This is a genomic window from Blastopirellula sp. SH421 (assembly GCF_057808535.1).
This window is the reverse complement of the sequence record NZ_CM173712.1, coordinates 3,404,977-3,422,246: the sequence shown is the minus strand read 5'-3', so window position 1 is coordinate 3,422,246 and position 17,270 is coordinate 3,404,977. Positions and strand designations below refer to the sequence as shown.

The window sequence follows — 17,270 nt, the reverse complement described above, 5'->3', positions numbered from 1 at the left end:
AACCATGTATTTAAATATCCCACGTTTTCTAGCGTCGACTGCTTTTGCTGCAGCGATCGCTTTTTCTGGATCGGCGATGGCCGATTCTCCGACGGTTGAACAATCGATTGCGGCTCTCTCATCCACCGATGAGTTGGTCCAAATGGAAGCGATTGATCGCCTGGGTGCCCTCGGTGACCAGGGCGCTGCGGCAGTAGAACCGCTGATCAAAGAATTAAAATCACCTTCCGCCGCGGTCCGCGCGCATGCTGCCCATGCCTTGGGCAAAATTGGTTCGGCCGCCGCGCCTGCGGTGGACGCCTTGGTCGAACTAGTCGCCGATGTCGACCCCTTGGTCCGTCGTCAGGCGATTAGCGCCATTCCCGCAACCCATCCGGATCGCCAAAAAGTAATCGGGCTCTTCGTCAAGCTCTTGGGGGATTCAGACGGCGCTGTTCGCGTGCGCGTCATGCAAGCGATCACCGATGCCGGCAAACAGGCCGTACCGGGTTTGACGCTCGCTTTGCAAAATGAAAAGTCGGCCTTCTGGGCCTGTCTGATTTTGCGTGGCATGGGCGAAGAAGCCAGTGACGCCGCTCCGGCGCTGACCGCGCTGCTGGCGGATGCTCCGATCGAAACGCGTCGCGAAGCGATCCTGGCTTTAGCCGCCATGCCAACTGCGGCCGAATCATCGGTTCCTGCTATCGCCAAATGCCTGGAAGAAGAGCATCTCCGTCTCGCGGCGACTTTTGCCCTAGGCCGAGTCGCTAAAATTTCAGCCGATGATCAAGCCAAAATTTTGGTCAATGTCGGCAGCAAAGACCCGGTGCTAAGCCTCGTGAGCGAATGGGCTTTGGCGCGTGCCAACCCCGACAATCAAGAGATGCAACAGCAGGTCGTAACGCGACTTGCCAAGGCGCTCGCCAACGAAGATCCTTGGATTCGCTCCACCGCCGCCAAAGCGTTGATCGCTTTGAAAGCCAAACCTGAATTGGTCATTGAAGAGCTGCACAAATCGTTGCCCGGAGCTGATCCGGCCAATCTGGGTGAAGCGATCGAAGTGCTCGCGAGCCTAGGACCCGCGGCGATCCCGCATTTGACAGCGGCCCTGAAGAACGAACGCTTGCGACAACCAGTCGCGGCGATCTTTGGCAAGATGGGCGCCGAGGCGGCTCCGGCTGTGCCTGCTCTGATCGGTCTTGTCGATGACCAGAATCCGCGTACTGCCAATGTCGCGATTTTGTCGCTGGGCGACATCGGTCCGGCCGCCAAAGAGAGCGTGCCGCGACTGATGAAGGCTTTGCAATCTGGCGAAGGAGCGGCTCCGTATGACGCCGCACTATCGCTTGGCAAAATTGGGCCTGCCGCCGCCGAAGCTGATCCAGTGCTGTTGAAGATGATGTCGAGCAGCGAAGACACTTCGCTTCGCGTCTTGTGCGCTTGGTCGGTGATGAAGATCAACGGCAAGTCCGAAGAAACGGCAGCGAAACTGCTGCCCGAATTGACCGCCGCACTGAAAGCGGAAAATCCGATTTCTCGCAAAGGCGCCGCTGAACTGCTAGGCCAACTTGGTCCAATCGCCAAACCAGCGGTTCCGGCGCTAACGGAGTTGTCAAAGGACAACAACCAAATGGTACGTGACGCGGCCGCCCAAGCATTAGAAGCGATCGGGCACGAGAAGTAGTCCGTCTTTCGCGTTCCACATTTTCTAACTTTTAAAGCCGCAAACCTGACTTGGGTTTGCGGCTTTCTTTGTGCTCTCCTCCGAAGATATCGAGTCACAGCATGTGATAAACAAGCTCTCAGAGGTATTCACTCAATCGCACCATCAATTTGGAAATGAACAAAAATTTTGCGATTCCGATATTCTTAGCTTGAATCTGACTTCCCCCCCGGCCAAAATGCGGCGGTCCCGGATGGACGGCCTCATCTAGTAATTGCGTGGGATGGATTTTCATGATCTCGATTGACGCCGATTTTATTACTGCTGCCGCGCCCAACGCCGCAGCCGCCGCCAATGGACGCGGCTTGGTTCTTAAAAACAAGTTTCAGAAGCTACACAAATCGGATGACAGCACGCTGTTGTTTGGCGAATGTCAGGGGAGTGGCAAGACTCCTTATCTTTGTTCGGCCGATTTTACCAATCCCGAAACCGTCACCTATCGATGCAGCTGTCCAAGTCGACAATTTCCCTGCAAACATTCGTTGGGACTGCTGTACGCTTATGTCGAGGGCAAACCGTTCACCGCGGCCGAAGTCCCTGCGTCGATTGCCGACAAACGAGAAAAAGCGGCGACACGTGCCGAGAAAAAAAAGGTCGAAGTTGACAAGCCGCGCATCGTAAACAAATCAGCGCTGGCCAAAAAAATCAAAGCGCAACTTGCCGGCCTCGATCTCCTAGAGAAGCTGACGCTCGATCTGGTGAAGCTCGGCATTGGCAACATGAACGCGAAGTCGGCGACCGAAATCGAGAAACAAGCGAAGCAGCTGGGCAACGCTTATTTGCCCGGCGCCCAGTCAGCTTTGCATAGCTATACCAAGCTGTTTATCGATCACGACGACGCCCAACAACCTGCCCCGAGAGAAGCAATCTATAGCGAAGCGCTCGACCAGCTAGGGCGTCTAAGTTCGTTAGTAAAACAGGGACGGACCTACCTAGAAGGTCGCCTAGCCGATCCAGAACTCGCCCCAGAGACAGAGTCAAGCATCGCCGCCTGGCTGGGACATGCCTGGCAACTGCGCGAGCTCAAAGACGCTGGGCTCGTGAAAGCGAACGTTGAACTGGTCCAGTTAGCGTTCAACGCTTACGACGATATCGCACGACGAGAATTTGTAGATACCGGCGTCTGGATGAATCTCGCCAGCGGTGATATTCAACTGACGCAAAATTTTCGTCCCTACAAAGCGGTCAAGCATCTCAAAGCCGAAGATAGCTTCTTTCAGATCGCAGTCGTCAGCGAACTCTGTATCTATCCAGGCGACGTCAACCCGCGGATTCGTTGGGAAGGAATGACGATGCGGCAATTGGAGAAACAAGATTTTAAAAAGATCCAAAGCTACGGACAGACCAGCTTCGCCGACGTCATCAAGCGGGTCAAAATGCAACTGAAGAGCCCGCTTGCCGATAAGCTGCCGATCTACGCATTGAACTTCGCCCAGATCGGTAAAGTAGGAGACCAATTGGTCGCCGAAGACGCCAACGGAGAACGTCTGGTGTTGACCGATATCGGTTTGGACGAAGAACCCAAGACTTGCAATCTGTTGTCGCTGCTTCCAACAAATCTCTTGAAAAAACAAACATTGGTTGCTCGATTTCGGCATGACCTAGATAGTCTCAAGCTGCAGATCAAGCCGTTGAGTATCGTCACGACGGACGCGATTCATCGTCTGACGTTCTAGCTTCGTGATCTCCTCTCTTTATCTCGGCTGAAGGATTCTTCTGATGAGTATCCCGGTTTTAGTCCAGGTTTATGACGAAGTTCGCCGTCTGGCGATCGCCGGCAGCAGTGTTGCGTGCGGAGACTTTCGCTTGAAAAAGCTGATTGCTCCCCTGCAAAAATCGGGCGAAAAGGCTCCGGTCTTCGCCAAGGTCGCCGAAGCTGTCAATCATGTCGTCGACAGCACCGAAAAAACTTCGGCCGAGGCGTTGCTTACGCTTAGCACGCTGGTCAACGCGATTCTGTACACGCAAGGAGAAACTGGCGCTGCGGGAAAGCTGGAGTCAATCGAAATGATCGGCGACGGCATCACGCCCAAACGAACGCAGGCCAGCATTTTGAAAGCGGTCTCTGTCGCGATGACCAGCACCGGATCGGGCAGACTAGAAGTAATCGCAGCGGCGCTTACTCAAAATCCATTTCCTGATCCGCGTTTACTAGGGCCGGCGATCGCTGGACTCGATGGTACATATCACGAGGTAAGCGATCTGATCGAAAGCAAAGTGCTGCCGCTGTACGGTAAATCGATCGTTCCAATGGTGTTAGAAAAGTTTAACAGCAAGGGAGGAGCAGGGGACGCGCGTCGCTTATCGCTACTACATCGGGTGGATCCCCAAGGAGCGGATAAATACATCCGCTACGCACTAAAGGCAGGCTCCAGCGACGTCAAAGTGGTAGCGATCTCAAAATTGCGAGATTCCAAAGACGTACCATTTTTAATTGAACAGACGACCGCCAAAGCCGCAGACGTTCGCAAGGCCGCCTACCAAGCGCTGGCCGAAATCGACAACAAAGAAGCGGCGGAGACGATTGCTGAAGGAGTCAAAAAACTCCGCAACGATCCAGCCATGTTGGCTGCCAGGCGAAGTCGCCATGCGGCGGTTCTGGAGGCGTTACTAGCAGAGGCGAGACTTGCGTTAAGCGAACTATTAGCGACGAAACCGACGGATAAAAATCTTGATGCGCGAACTGCTCGACTTTATTCCCTGCTAACCGCATTTCAGGAAAGAAGTGACCCACAAACCGAGACGCTCCTCCTAGAAATTTTTTCCCAGCGCGAAGCAATCACCAAAGCGGAGGGCAAAAACGTCTATTACTCCAGCGGCCAAAGCATTCTTGAGCGGATGGCCAGTTGTTCGCATAAAACTCGCGAGATGTTGATCTCACAACACGAGAGTTTCGATAGCTGGGGGTTAGGTATTGCTGCGCAAGCGGGACTCGAACTGTGGAAACCTGATCGGTTCTACGAAGGGTTTCATCGCTATTTGATGGCTGCAAAAAACGCCACCGTAAAAAAAACGATTGCCAAAGAAAAAGCGGAGTCGGTCGTAAAGACGATCGTCAACCAAGCGGGACTACGCGGAAATCTACTGTCGCGCTTTGATATCAACGACCAAGATTCTCGAAAGCCTTCCGTTGCAGTAGACCCGCGCTGGCTCGACTTGGCTGTGAAGCTAGAATACCTCGATTTAGTCATCCATCTGGCCACGCCGCAACATGCTGGCGCCCATCAGGTCTTAGCAACCGAATTTCAAAAGCTCCTTCGTTCCAAAGGAGAAACTTACGAGCAAATTCAAGTGATGCATGCTCTTGTGGATTCAAGGCATCCGCAAGCGCTTGAGTTTCTAATCCAGGCCATTAAGAGAAAAGAGACGCACGGATACAGCTACTACGCCGACATTATTTCTCGTCTGATTTCATTACTCCCCAAAACGGCAGTCCCCGAATTAGAAGCTCTGTTGGCCGGACTGCCAGAAAATATATCAGACCGATATATCGTGGCTGTCGCTGATCTAAAGAACCGCGCCTAGCTCGCCATAACCGGATAGGAGCCGCAAGTGGCCAAGAAAACAGAAGCTGCCGACGTCGCAGAAAATATTGAACTGCTGTGCGCCGCATTGGAGAAGCAAGATGAGCTGGCGCTGCTCGCCGCACGGGCCAGCACCAGCGAGCAAGTACGGGACAAGTTGATTGCATTAACTCGTGAGCAATTGGCCGAAGTGCTGGCCGCCAGTAAGAAGAGCCCAACGATTCAGAATCGAACCTTCAAGCGGATGACGTCACTGGTAGGTGCGCTACGTGGTAAGCAGGATGCCGATACCGAAAAACTGCTACTCGAGCTGTTTGCCCTTCGAGCCAAAATCGCCAAAGTACAGGGAAAAGAGCCTAAACACGACATCAATTTTGCCGTCATGCTGGTCATGGCTTCTAGCACGGCACAAGCAAGTGACGTCATGCTGAGCGAACTAGAGTCCTACAATGTTCAGCAGTTTTACAACGCATTAATCTTTGCTTTGCGGTTTTGTAACAAACAGAAAGTTTATCAATACTTTCACGATTGGCTCTCTCCGGATACCAATGCGCCGAGAAGAAAATATGCCAAAGAAAAAGCTGAAACTGTCGCTGAAGAATTGGATCACTTTTACACCGGCGTCCTGTACGTCAAAGGCTTTAACCCTGGGATGATCGACGCCGACGATCCCAATCATGCTGATCGCGTGGCTCAAGCGGATCGGCTTGATTCTCGCTGGTTGGATGTAGCAATCGCCGCCGAGATCTATGATTTGGTCGCAGGGCTTGCTGTTCCCGGGCATAAGCCGACTCAAGCGTGGGCCGAGCGTCGCTTGCTGGAGAACCTCGCTTCGAAAAAACAACCAAAAATTCGCAGCTCAAAATTTGTCAAACTGGTGATCATCTCCGCACATCCACGCGCGGTAGAGTTGTTTAAGCAAGCATTTGAGCACTATCTCGCGAAGAAAGATGGATGGGAAGTCGGTATAAACATAGAGAATATGCCGCTCTTGCCTTCATCAGCAGTGCGCCAACTAGAACCACTTGCTGCTGACCTTCCTGAGCAACTTGTACCGCTCTGGAACCAGGCCTTTGATCAACTCAAGAACCACGCTTAAACCGCTCATTACTATTTATTCGCTCGCAAGGAATCGCCCATGGCGAAGAAATCAAGTTCCGCTGCCGCTGCTAAAAGTTCTGGCAGCGGCGATCTACGTGCCCCAGCGGAAGAACTGTACGCGGAAGAGATCGAAGCGCTGATTCAAGCAGACAAGTATGACAAACCGCCAGGCTGGAAGATGTCGGCCCGAGCCGTTCATACCTACATCTGCGGCGGGAAAGCGGGCAAGCTGGAGATCACACCCAAATACATTGGATTCTCACGCTTGGTCGAAATCGCGATTGCGACTCTGGTGACCGATCGCGCCCTATTGTTGATCGGTGAACCAGGAACTGCAAAAAGCTGGCTCTCCGAACATCTGGCCGCAGCGATCAACGGCGACTCCACCAAAGTAGTGCAGGGAACCGCCGGCACTACGGAAGAGCAGATCCGCTACACCTGGAACTATGCGATGCTGATCGCCCATGGCCCCAGTCGAGAAGCGTTGATCAAGAGTCCAGTGATGAGGGCTATGGAAAGCGGATCACTCGCACGCTTTGAAGAGATCTCGCGTTGTGCGTCCGAAGTACAAGACGCAATGATTTCGCTCTTGTCTGAAAAACGACTCTCAGTGCCGGAACTGGCGATTGAAGTTCCCGCCCAAAAAGGTTTCTCAGTAATCGCAACCGCCAACACGCGCGACCGCGGCGTCAATGATATGTCGGCCGCGCTCAAACGTCGTTTTAACATTATCGTCTTGCCCACCCCCAGTTCGATCGAAACCGAAATCGAGATCGTTGGCAAACGAGTCGCCGAACTTGCGACCAATTTGGGTTTAAAGTCAGAGCTGCCGACGGCTGACGCGATTGAACAAGTAGTCACTATCTTTCGCGAACTGCGCACCGGTCAAACGCTGGATGGAAAGAACAAGCTAAAATCCCCCTCCGGCGTCCTCTCGACAGCCGAAGCGATCTCGGTGCTGGCCAACAGCATGGCGCTGTCGGCCAGCTTTGGCAGCGGTAGCGTATCGCCTGAGGATGTCGCCGCCGGCCTGCAAGGCGCCGTCGTCAAGGATGAAGACAAAGACAAGATCGCTTGGCAAGAATATTTAGCCAACGTGCTGAAGAAACGGGGCTCAGCTTGGCGACCATTGTTTAACGCCTGTTCGGAGCATAACGGTTGAGCTGGCAAGTCAACGTTTTTGGCGTGCGTCATCTCTCCCCGATGGGAGCTTGGCAATTGCGCGCCTATCTCGACGAAATCAAGCCCGAGGTTGTGCTGATCGAAGGCATCAACGACGCGACACCGTTGATCGCCGACATGACGCGCAAGGATACGAAGCCGCCGATCGCCATTTTGTCGTATACCGATACGCTACCGGTTCGAACTATCGTTACGCCACTTGCGCGCTACAGTCCCGAGTACCAAGCGATTTTATGGGCCAACCAGCACCAGGTGGACGCTCAATTTTTTGATCTCCCTTCGGAATGTTTTTTGGGACTCTTGGACGCCGAATATGAGTTACGAGAGAAGGAGCGACAATCCGAACTCGAGAGCCGTGACGAGCCTAGCGAAGACAAGGTGCTGGAAACATCGGAAATCGCTGCCGAGTTAGATGAACCTAAACTGTCCCTCTATCAGCAAGCCGCGATCCAAGCAGGCGAGACCGATTTTGAGACCTATTGGGAACGCCGGTTTGAACACAATACATCTAACGGCAGCTATCGCGGCGCTTCGTATGAATTCGGTCAGGCAGTGCGTGAGCTCGAAGAAGATCGCCCGCGATGGCGAGCAGAGAATCTGATTCGCGAGGCGTTCATGCGGCGCCGGATTGAAGAGACGATCGCCGCCGGCACTTCGCCAGAGAAAATTGTCTGTGTCGTCGGCGCATTTCACACGACGGCGCTGCGTAATGACTTACCAGCAATGAGCGATAAAGAACTTGCCTCGCTTCGCCGTCGATCCAGCAAACTGACGCTAATGCCGTACTCTTACTACAAGCTATCGTCGCAGTCAGGTTACGGAGCCGGCAATCATGCGCCCGCCTATTTTGAGTTGATGTGGAGCGCTCTGAACGAAGGAAATATCCGCGGGCTCTCACATCGTTATTTATCAACCGTCGCCCAACATCTCCGCAAAGCAGGCACACACCGCTCTACCGCAGAAGTGATCGAAAGCGTTCGTCTGGCCGAAACTCTCTCGGCCCTCAAAGATGGCTTAGCGCCGACTTTGGCGGATCTCCGCGATGCGGCGATTACGCTGCTAGGTCAGGGCGAATTGATCACCGTGAAAGAGGCTTTAGCACGCGTCGATGTTGGAACCGAGATCGGTGAACTACCGGATGGAGTTAGCCAAACCTCGATCCAGGCCGACTTTGAACGTGAGCTGAAGCGTCTGAAGTTGCAAAAGTACAAGACGACTGTCGAACAGACGCTCGATCTGGATTTGCGTGAAAATCGGCAGGCCAACAACGAAGAGTCGGCCTATCTGGATCTGAATCGCTCATCTTTGTTCCATCGGCTGCGAATTCTTGGCGTTCCGTTCGCCAAATGGACGCATGTTCGGCAAGATTCGTTGACCTGGGCCGAACGTTGGATCATGCAATGGACGCCTGAGAGCGAGATCGCGCTGGTCGAAGCGGTATTGGAAGGAGAAACCATCCTGCTAGCTACAGCGTTCCGTTTCAATGCTCGGCTTGAGAAATGTAACTCGATCGCCGCCGCGGCTCTGTTGGTGCATGACGCTTGTCAGTGCGGCATGATTGAGTCGATGGATCAAGCGAGAAGTCGTCTGCAGGAACTTGCGGTCGTTACCTCCGATTTTCGCTCGATCGCTGATGCAGCATTCGAGCTTACTCAGGTAGTTCGATACGGCAACGTCCGCCGTTTTGATTTGCAGCCGTTATTGCCTCTGATCGAAGAGCTGTTTGTCGAAGGGGCTCTCTCACTTTTCAGCGCCGCCAACTGTGATGACAAAGCGGCCGTCGAGATGCTAGAAGCGATTGATAAGCTTAACCGCGTTGGATTGGAATTTTCGGAGCAAGTTGACGAAACTCTCTGGACAGAGCGACTGCAACAATTGGCCGACGCCGATGATCGTAACCCGCTGCTGTCAGGATATGCGTGTGCGATTTTGCTCGAGCGCGGATTGATTCCCAACGAATCGCTCTCGCGGGAAGTCTCGCGACGCCTTTCACCCGGCGTGCCTGCTGATTTAGGCGCCGGTTGGTTTGAAGGACTTGCTCAACGTAACCGGTATGCACTGCTCGCAAGACAAACATTGTGGGAGCAATTAGCGGATTATGTCGCTTCGTTAGATGACGAGCAGTTCACTCGGGCCCTCGTCTTTCTCCGACGCGCGTTCAGTTCGTTTGTCCCGCGCGAACGGCGTCAGATCTGCGAGAATCTGGGTGAGCACTGGGGGCTGAATCAGGATCAAGCAGCCGAGTTGCTTGAAGGTCCATTGACAGAAGCGGAAGAAGAAAAGCTGGCCGATCTGAACGATTTTGATTTTGGCGATTTGTAGAAAGCGGCAATTGACATGGACGCAGAACAATTGGCTCGCTGGCGGCTCATTCTTGGCGCTAGTTCACAAGAAACACTCGGTGCGATGGGACCAGGGTTTGAACTTTCGACCACGCAAAAGGAGATGGACGCAGCGCTACAGGAAATCTACGGCGGCGATGATTCTGAACTGACGCAAGAAGATTGGAAAGGCGACAAGGGACGCGGCCATGGGCCGGTCAAAGGGCGTGTTGCGCCGAAGGTCGCAAAGTGGCTCGATCAAATTCGCAACTTTTTTCCTACCGATGTGGTGACTCTGATTCAGCACGACGCGATCGAACGCCGGGGAATGAAAGAATTGCTGTTTGAGCCTGAGATTTTGTCGAAAGTAGAGCCCTCTTTGGATCTGGCGAGCACGGTGCTGCAACTGAAGAACCTGGTTCCCGACAAAGCCAAAGCGGCGGCCCGCGAACTGGTCAGCAAAGTTGTCGAAGATATCCGTAAACGCCTGGAGCAGCGTTTTGTACAAGCGGTCCGCGGCGCGCTCAACCGAAATCGTCATTCGCCGTTTCGCAGTTTGCCGAATCTCGATTGGACGCGGACCATTCGACAAAATATCAAAAACTATAACCCAACGATCAAGACGATCATTCCTGAGCATTTCTCTTTCTTCAGTCGACAGCAACGACAAAATGATTGGAACATCATCATCGCGATGGACCAATCTGGCTCGATGCACTCATCCTTGATCTTTGGCGGCATTATGGGCGCCATCCTCGCCAGCATGCCGGCGGTAGAGACGCACGTGGTCGCATTCAATCATGCGGAAGTCGTTGATCTGACTGAGCATTGTCATGATCCCGTTGATTTGCTGTTTGGCGTGCAATTGAGCGGCGCCGAGGATTATTGGATGGCGACCAGCTATTGCGAGCGTTTTATGCATACGCCTGATAAGACGCTTTACATCGTGCTTGGCGATCTATACGACACCAGCCCCAACGAGAATCGGTTTGTCCGCAAAATGGAAACATTGCTGGAAGGGGGCCTAAAAGCGGTCGGGCTGCTGGCAATTTCGGATCAAGGGAAGCCGTCGTTCAATGAGAATTTAGCCAACAAGCTGGCCAAGTTGGGAATGCCCTGTTTTGCATGTATTCCGGATCGACTGCCCGACATGCTGGAAGCCGTGTTACGCGGTAACGACCTTAAAAAGTTCGCCGAACTCGCTTCCCAAAAGTAGAAGAGTATCTCATTCGCAGTCTTTAAGTACGGCGAGGATCGCCCCAGTAATCAATCACAATACACCCCAGAATTAAATCCGTGTATGGAAACGACCGACGGGGGAGGTTAAGATTGCCCCCGATCCTCCGCATTGCGTCGCCAATTCTGCGACTCATCCCGCTCCCGCCCCGTTGAGAACTAATTCTATGCGAAGCGCCCTGCCTACCTTGTTGGCGTGTCTGATGCTGCTTTCTCCTCTGGCGGCTAGCGCGCAACCGCTAGAACTGAAACAAGGAGATCACATCTCGATCATCGGAAATACTACCGCCGATCGAATGCAGCATCACGGGTGGCTAGAAACGTATATCCACGCACTTCATCCTGAATTGAAACTTACGTTCCGCAATCTGGCCATGCCTGGGGACGAGCTGAAGCAGCGTCCGCGTGAAGATAATTTTGGTAGTCCCGATGACTGGTTAAGCAAAAACGAAACCGATGTCGTTTTCGGGTTCTTTGGTTACAACGAAGCGCTGCAAGGTCCGACGAAGCTAGAAACCTTTAAAAAAGATCTGGCCGAAACGATCGATGGAATGCGAAGCCAAAAGTACAACGGAGAGAGCGCTCCGCAGATCGTCCTCTTTTCACCGATCGCCCACGAAAATCTTTACAACCGGCATCTACCCGATGGATCGCAAAACAACGTCAATCTAAAGCTTTATACCGACGCGATGCGGGAGACTTGTGCGGCGAAAGAGGTGCGGTTCGTTGATCTGTTTACTCTTACCCAACAGCTGTACGCCGCCGCCAAACAGCCGCTGACCATGAACGGCATTCACTTGCTCGAAAATGGTGACAAGGCGGTTGCAGAAATTGCGATTCAAAATTTGTTTGGTAAGCCGGCGCCTAGCGCCGATTCGGCGCTAGTGCAAAATCTGCGCGACGCCGTGTTGGCCAAAAATTACTATTGGTTCAGCCGCTATCGGGTGGTCGATGGATACAACGTCTTCGGTGGTCGCTCGAAGCTCGCCTGGTTTGGGCAATCCAACGCGGACGTCATGATGCGAGAGATGGAGATCTTCGACGTCATGACCGCCAACCGCGATCAGGTGGTTTGGGCGGCTGCTCAGGGTGAAGTGATTCAGCCTAAGGATGATAATCTGCCGGAAGAGCTGGCAGTCAAACCAAACCGCACCGGCGATCTGGCCGACGGCAGCTTTTCGTATCTTTCTCCTGAGGCCGGCCTAGAAAAGCTTACACTGGCGAAAGGGTTGCAAGCCAACATTTTTGCGTCAGAAGAAATGTTTCCTGAGCTGATCAATCCTGTGCAAATGGCCGTCGATCCCGATGGCCGCCTGTTTGCTTCGGTCTGGCCCAGCTATCCCCACTGGAACCCGGTCAAGCCGCGGCATGATCGCATCGTCTGCTTGCCGGATGACAACAAGGATGGGGTAGCTGATCGGTGCGTGATTTTCGCTGATGGGTTGAATAGTGTGACCAGCTTTGAGTTTTGGGGGGGCGGCATGATTGTCGCCGCTCTGCCGGAGCTTTGGTTTTTGAAAGATACCGATGGTGACGACAAAGCGGACGTCAAAGTTCGCCTGTTGCAGGGGCTTTCCAGCGCAGACTCTCATCACTCAGCCAATGCGATGATGTTAGGCCCCGATGGCTGGATTTATTGGTCGCGCGGCATCTTTAATGTCGCAACGATGGAAACGCCGACAAAGACCTATCGTTCGACCCAATCTGGCGTCCATCGATTTAATCCTCGCACTTTTGAGATGGAATTCCATTTCCCCATCGGCCCGAATCCGCACGGCGACGTCTTTGACAAATGGGGTTATCAGTTTGCAAACGACGGCACCAGCGGTACAGGTTCGTATGTCAACATCGGCAAAGGACATGGCAATAAACAATGGTTTGAAAAGCGGGTTCGTCCGGTCGCCGCTACTGGGATCCTCTCAAGCAGTCATTTTCCAGAGCAGTTTCAAGACAACTTTTTGATCTGCAATTGCATTGGGTTCCTGGGGGTCCTACAGCACGAAGTGAAATACGATGGCGCAGATATCAGGGCCGAGGAAATCGAACCGATTTTGGTTTCGTCAGACCCCAACTTTCGCCCGGCGGATGTCGAGGTTGGCTCAGATGGAGCGCTGTACGTCGCCGACTGGGCGAATGCACTTATCGGTCACATGCAACACAACATGCGGGATCCGAACCGCGATGATCAGCATGGCCGTATCGTTCGCGTGACCGCCATCGATCGTCCCCTTGTTACGCCGGTCAAGCTGAAGGGCAAGCCGCTGACCGAAGTGCTGGACGCGTTCTACGCCAAAGAAAACTCGACTCGCTATCGTGCCCGCATCGAATTAAGCGGTCGGGACTCGGAAGACGTCGCGCAAGCGATCGCTCAATGGGTCGCCACCAAAGATGTCAGCAATCCGGATGACGCCCAAGCCATGCTCGAATGCATCTGGGTTCACGAAGAGCACCGTTTGCCCAATCGCGATCTGGTCGCCGCGGTCCTGGCTGCGGAAGAACCACGTGTACGAGCCGCCGCTATTCGCTCGCTGGGCCATTGGGCTGGCCAAGTCGAGAATTGGGAACCCCTACTGCTGCAAGCTGCCCATGACGCATCGCCGCTGGTGCGCGCCGAAGCGATCAAGTCGGCTGTCAACTTTACGGGGCCAGACGCCGCCGAAGTGATCTTTGTCGCCGCATCACAGCCAACCGATCCAGAACTGGACGCCGTCTTGACCTACGCTCGTGGTCAAATCAACGTCGATGCGATGATTACCGAGGCGCTTGAGTCAGGACGCAAGCTCTCGCCAGCCGCGACTTCGTATGCATTGCAAAAGGCAAGCACCAATCTGCTACTCAAGCTCGATCGTACTCCGGAGGTATATCAAGCGATCTTGAGTCGCTCAGGCGTCCCAACCGCCGATCGCCAAGAAGCCTTAGCGGTTCTCGCACAACATGCAGGTCATAGCCCCACAGCCGAGTTAATTGCATGGGTCTACAAAGCCGAGGAAAACAAGCTTGCCAGCTTGAGTGAACTGCTCAAGCTGCTGGCGAACACCCCCCAGGCAAGTCTGGCCGGTTCGCAAGAGTCCTTGTCAGAACTCGCATCGACAGCGTCTAGCTCTTCGGTCCGCACGGCCGCCTACCAAGCTTGGATTCAAGCCGGGGGCGCCGCTGCCGCTTGGGAAGAAGCAGTGCAGTCACGTGACACGCTGGCCTCACTCTTAGTGGCCGCCAAGCGAATCTGCAAATCGCCGCAAGCGGCCCCTTTGTATACAAAGATCCGTCCCTTGATGTTTGCGTTGCCTACTCACTTGCAGACCGGTGGTGAGAAAACAACGACCGATGGACCTGCCGTCGCCTTTGAATATTACGAACCACATCCGGCCCAAAACGTCGCCAACGAAACCTTGGATGCCGTTAAACCGACTTTCGTTGGACGAATGGATAACTTTTCAAAGTATGTACCCAAAGGAAAGGATAGTGAGTTCGCGACGCGACAAACCGCGGCGATCGATATCCCTTCTGCCGGAGAATACACCTTCTTCACCGCGTCGGACGATGGTTCACGAATCTACATCGATGGAGTCCTGCTGGTTGATCATGACGGATTGCATGGCATGCAAGAGAAGGGCGCCCCACTTCAATTGACCGCTGGTCTGCACGAAATCGTCGTCACCTACTTTGATAACAGCGGTGATGACGGACTGCAGATCTCGTGGCAAGGCCCCGGGATCAAAAAGCAACCCATTCCGGCCTCAATGTTGCGACCAGCTGGTCAAACTGACTTGCGTTTGGCCGCAATCGAAACGATCGCGGCATGGCCCGGCCATCAAGCTGAAAAGATTGACGACTTTACCAAGCTGAGCAATACCGAACCGCTTGCAGCCGCCGGGCTAACTGCGCTCGCCAGCATGCCTTCACAAACGGTTGCAGAGCGTTTATCGGCTGCAGCACGCGGGCAAATCTTGACCCAATTAATCAATTTGGCCAGCTCGGCGACTCCGGTCGAGCGACAGACCGATCGCTACTCGCTGCAACTTGGTTTGGGAGAAACGCTCGCTCGCAGCCTACCGACCGATCAGGACAAATATGCAACCACTTTGCGTGACCTGCGGAACAGTATTCCGGTCAAAGTGGATCCAAAGATTCTGGCCCTGGGCAAAGAAGTCTATTCGCGCGAAAGCCACTGCGCCACGTGCCATCAGGCTCACGGCCAAGGGATGCCGAACTTGTATCCGCCGCTGGATGGCAGCATCTGGGCGACCGGGTCGGAAGATCGCTTGATTAGTATGGCTTTGGATGGAATGCATGGCACGATCGAAGTGAAAGGGCGACGTTATAGCTCGCCTCCATTGCCGCCGATGACCGGTTTCCGTCAACTGCTGAACGACGAAGAAATTGCGGCGGTGCTTACTTTTGTTCGTAACTCGTGGTCGAACCGCGCCAAGCCGATCGAAGCGCAGCAAGTCGCCAAACTTCGCGCCGTGGATCGCGGTGACCAAACATTTTGGTTCGCGAATGACTTGCTGGCGAAGTATCCGCTAGAAGATGGCAGCGTCGCTATCGCGTCCAATCCTGCTGGCGATCAATGGACTCCCAAGTTTGTCAAAAACTGGACGTTCGACCAATTGAAGCCAGCTCAGATCACCAACAGCAATCGATCGTTCGCAACCGGTCAGGTCTACTTTGGTCGACTCGGCTGTGCCCAATGTCATCAACTGAACGGCAAAGGCGGAAACTTTGGTCCTGACTTGTCGAAACTAGAGATGAAACGGCAAACGGCTGAGCATGTGCTCGAATCGATCTTGGATCCGTCCAAGCAGATCGAGGAAAAATATCGGATGCAATCGATCCTCACGATCGACGGCAAAGCGATCTCTGGAATGTTGATCCAGGAAACGCCTGACGCGATCCACTTGTTGACCGATCCCCTCAGCCCTGACAAGCCGACGATCATCAAGAAGGACGATATCGAGGATCAGGCCAAAACCCAAACCACAATCATGCCCAACGGCTTGATGAACTGGCTGACCGAAGAAGAGATCTACGATTTGGCGGCATTTGTCCTGGCCGGAGGGGATGAGCAGCACAAGATCTACGACAAGAAATAGCGTCGGTTTCTGCGAGTCCAACTTTATCAATTCACTTTGAAACTGGGTGATCCTCCTATGCTTCGCATTGGTCTGCTGCTGTTATTCGGTTGTTTGGCGACTCCTATGCTGACTGCGGCCGAACCGCTTGTGTACGAGGGAGACTCCGGCGTTGGTAAAGGCAAACACATCGTTTTCCTGGCCGGCGATCATGAGTATCGTTCCGAAGAAGCGCTGTCGGCGCTAGCTCGCATTCTGGCCAAGCATCACGGTTTCAAGTGCACGGTCCTCTTTTCGGTCGATCCCAAAACCGGCGACATCCTTCCCGGCTCTAGCTATATGCCGGGGACTGAAGCGCTCGATACTGCCGACTTGATGGTTATCTTCCTGCGTTTCCAAAACTTCCCAGCACAGCAGATGCAGCCGATCGTCAACTATCTAGAACGGGGCGGGCCTGTCGTTGGCATGCGAACTGCGACGCATTCGTTCAAGATCCCTCGCGACTCTGAGTTTGCTCGATTTGACACCGGCTATGACGGTCAGGAATACAACAAAGGTTTTGGACGACAAGTCTTGGGCGAAACCTGGGCAGGCCACTACGGCACGAATCACAAAATGGCCACACGGCTCGACATTGTCCCTGCCCAGAAAGATCACCCGATCCTCCGCGGCGTCGAAAAACCTTGGGCACAATCAGGCGGCTACTGGACCGAACCCATGGCCGACAGTCTTGTGCTGGCGATGGCCCAACCACTTAGCACGATGTCTCCTGACTCGGCGCCGGCCGAAGGTAAACAGCCTTGTCCCGGCGTTTGGGTTCGCAGCTATCAAGGGAAGGCTGGCGAAACCGGCCGGGTCTTCACCACCACCAATGGCGCGTCGGAGGATATCCTAAACGACGACTTCCGCCGCATGATGATCAACGGTTGCCTCTGGGCGATCGGCAAAGAAGATAAGATCTCGCCAAAGCTCGAAATCGAATTTGTCGGACCGTATCAGCCGGTTACTTTCAGCTTTGGTGGGCATCGCAAAGGGGTAAAGCCGATCGAACTCTCAGGCTGGGATTCACCCATCTTGCCCGATCACTCGGCCGAAAAAAAATAGCCGTCAGCTAACACGAAACGGTAGGGCG

9 protein-coding genes are annotated in these 17,270 nt (G+C 53.8%); all 9 read left to right on the top strand.

The window, feature by feature from the left end:
* Positions 1-76 precede the first annotated feature (76 nt).
* Positions 77-1,663 carry a HEAT repeat domain-containing protein gene (locus SH421x_RS14190; RefSeq protein ID WP_488849835.1) on the top strand — a complete coding sequence of 529 codons (1,587 nt, stop codon included), beginning with the start codon at positions 77-79 and terminating at the stop codon, positions 1,661-1,663.
* 272 nt (positions 1,664-1,935) lie between these two features.
* Complete coding sequence (locus SH421x_RS14185) at positions 1,936-3,378, top strand: SWIM zinc finger family protein (protein ID WP_488849833.1); 1,443 nt, start codon at positions 1,936-1,938, stop codon at positions 3,376-3,378.
* A gap of 43 nt (positions 3,379-3,421) precedes the next feature.
* Positions 3,422-5,227: a hypothetical protein gene (locus SH421x_RS14180; RefSeq protein WP_488849831.1), complete on the top strand. Its 1,806-nt coding sequence runs from the start codon at positions 3,422-3,424 to the stop codon at positions 5,225-5,227.
* A gap of 27 nt (positions 5,228-5,254) precedes the next feature.
* Positions 5,255-6,325 carry a hypothetical protein gene (locus SH421x_RS14175; protein ID WP_488849829.1) on the top strand — a complete coding sequence of 357 codons (1,071 nt, stop codon included), beginning with the start codon at positions 5,255-5,257 and terminating at the stop codon, positions 6,323-6,325.
* A gap of 39 nt (positions 6,326-6,364) precedes the next feature.
* Positions 6,365-7,489 (top strand): ATP-binding protein, encoded by a 1,125-nt coding sequence (locus SH421x_RS14170; RefSeq protein ID WP_488849827.1) that lies wholly within the window; start codon positions 6,365-6,367, stop codon positions 7,487-7,489.
* On the top strand, positions 7,486-9,831 hold the full coding sequence (locus SH421x_RS14165) for a DUF5682 family protein (protein ID WP_488849825.1): 2,346 nt from the start codon (positions 7,486-7,488) through the stop codon (positions 9,829-9,831). The genes SH421x_RS14170 and SH421x_RS14165 overlap by 4 nt, the downstream gene beginning before the upstream one ends.
* A gap of 15 nt (positions 9,832-9,846) precedes the next feature.
* Entirely contained in the window at positions 9,847-11,046 is a 1,200-nt protein-coding gene (locus SH421x_RS14160) for a VWA domain-containing protein (RefSeq protein WP_488849823.1), read from the top strand.
* A 187-nt stretch (positions 11,047-11,233) separates the two neighbouring features.
* Positions 11,234-16,159 (top strand): PVC-type heme-binding CxxCH protein, encoded by a 4,926-nt coding sequence (locus SH421x_RS14155; protein WP_488849822.1) that lies wholly within the window; start codon positions 11,234-11,236, stop codon positions 16,157-16,159.
* 57 nt (positions 16,160-16,216) lie between these two features.
* A complete protein-coding gene (locus SH421x_RS14150) occupies positions 16,217-17,242 on the top strand; it encodes a ThuA domain-containing protein (RefSeq protein WP_488849820.1) in 1,026 nt (341 codons plus the stop codon).
* The last annotated feature ends 28 nt before the right edge of the window (positions 17,243-17,270 follow it).

What these genes read in the sequence shown, in the direction of transcription:
- SH421x_RS14190 (WP_488849835.1), top strand. Translation starts at nt 77, where the DNA reads ATGGCCGATTCTCCGACGGTTGAACAATCGATTGCGGCTCTCTCATCC.
- SH421x_RS14185 (WP_488849833.1), top strand. Translation starts at nt 1,936, where the DNA reads ATGATCTCGATTGACGCCGATTTTATTACTGCTGCCGCGCCCAACGCC.
- SH421x_RS14180 (WP_488849831.1), top strand. Translation starts at nt 3,422, where the DNA reads ATGAGTATCCCGGTTTTAGTCCAGGTTTATGACGAAGTTCGCCGTCTG.
- SH421x_RS14170 (WP_488849827.1), top strand. Translation starts at nt 6,365, where the DNA reads ATGGCGAAGAAATCAAGTTCCGCTGCCGCTGCTAAAAGTTCTGGCAGC.
- SH421x_RS14160 (WP_488849823.1), top strand. Translation starts at nt 9,847, where the DNA reads ATGGACGCAGAACAATTGGCTCGCTGGCGGCTCATTCTTGGCGCTAGT.
- SH421x_RS14155 (WP_488849822.1), top strand. Translation starts at nt 11,234, where the DNA reads ATGCGAAGCGCCCTGCCTACCTTGTTGGCGTGTCTGATGCTGCTTTCT.
- SH421x_RS14150 (WP_488849820.1), top strand. Translation starts at nt 16,217, where the DNA reads ATGCTTCGCATTGGTCTGCTGCTGTTATTCGGTTGTTTGGCGACTCCT.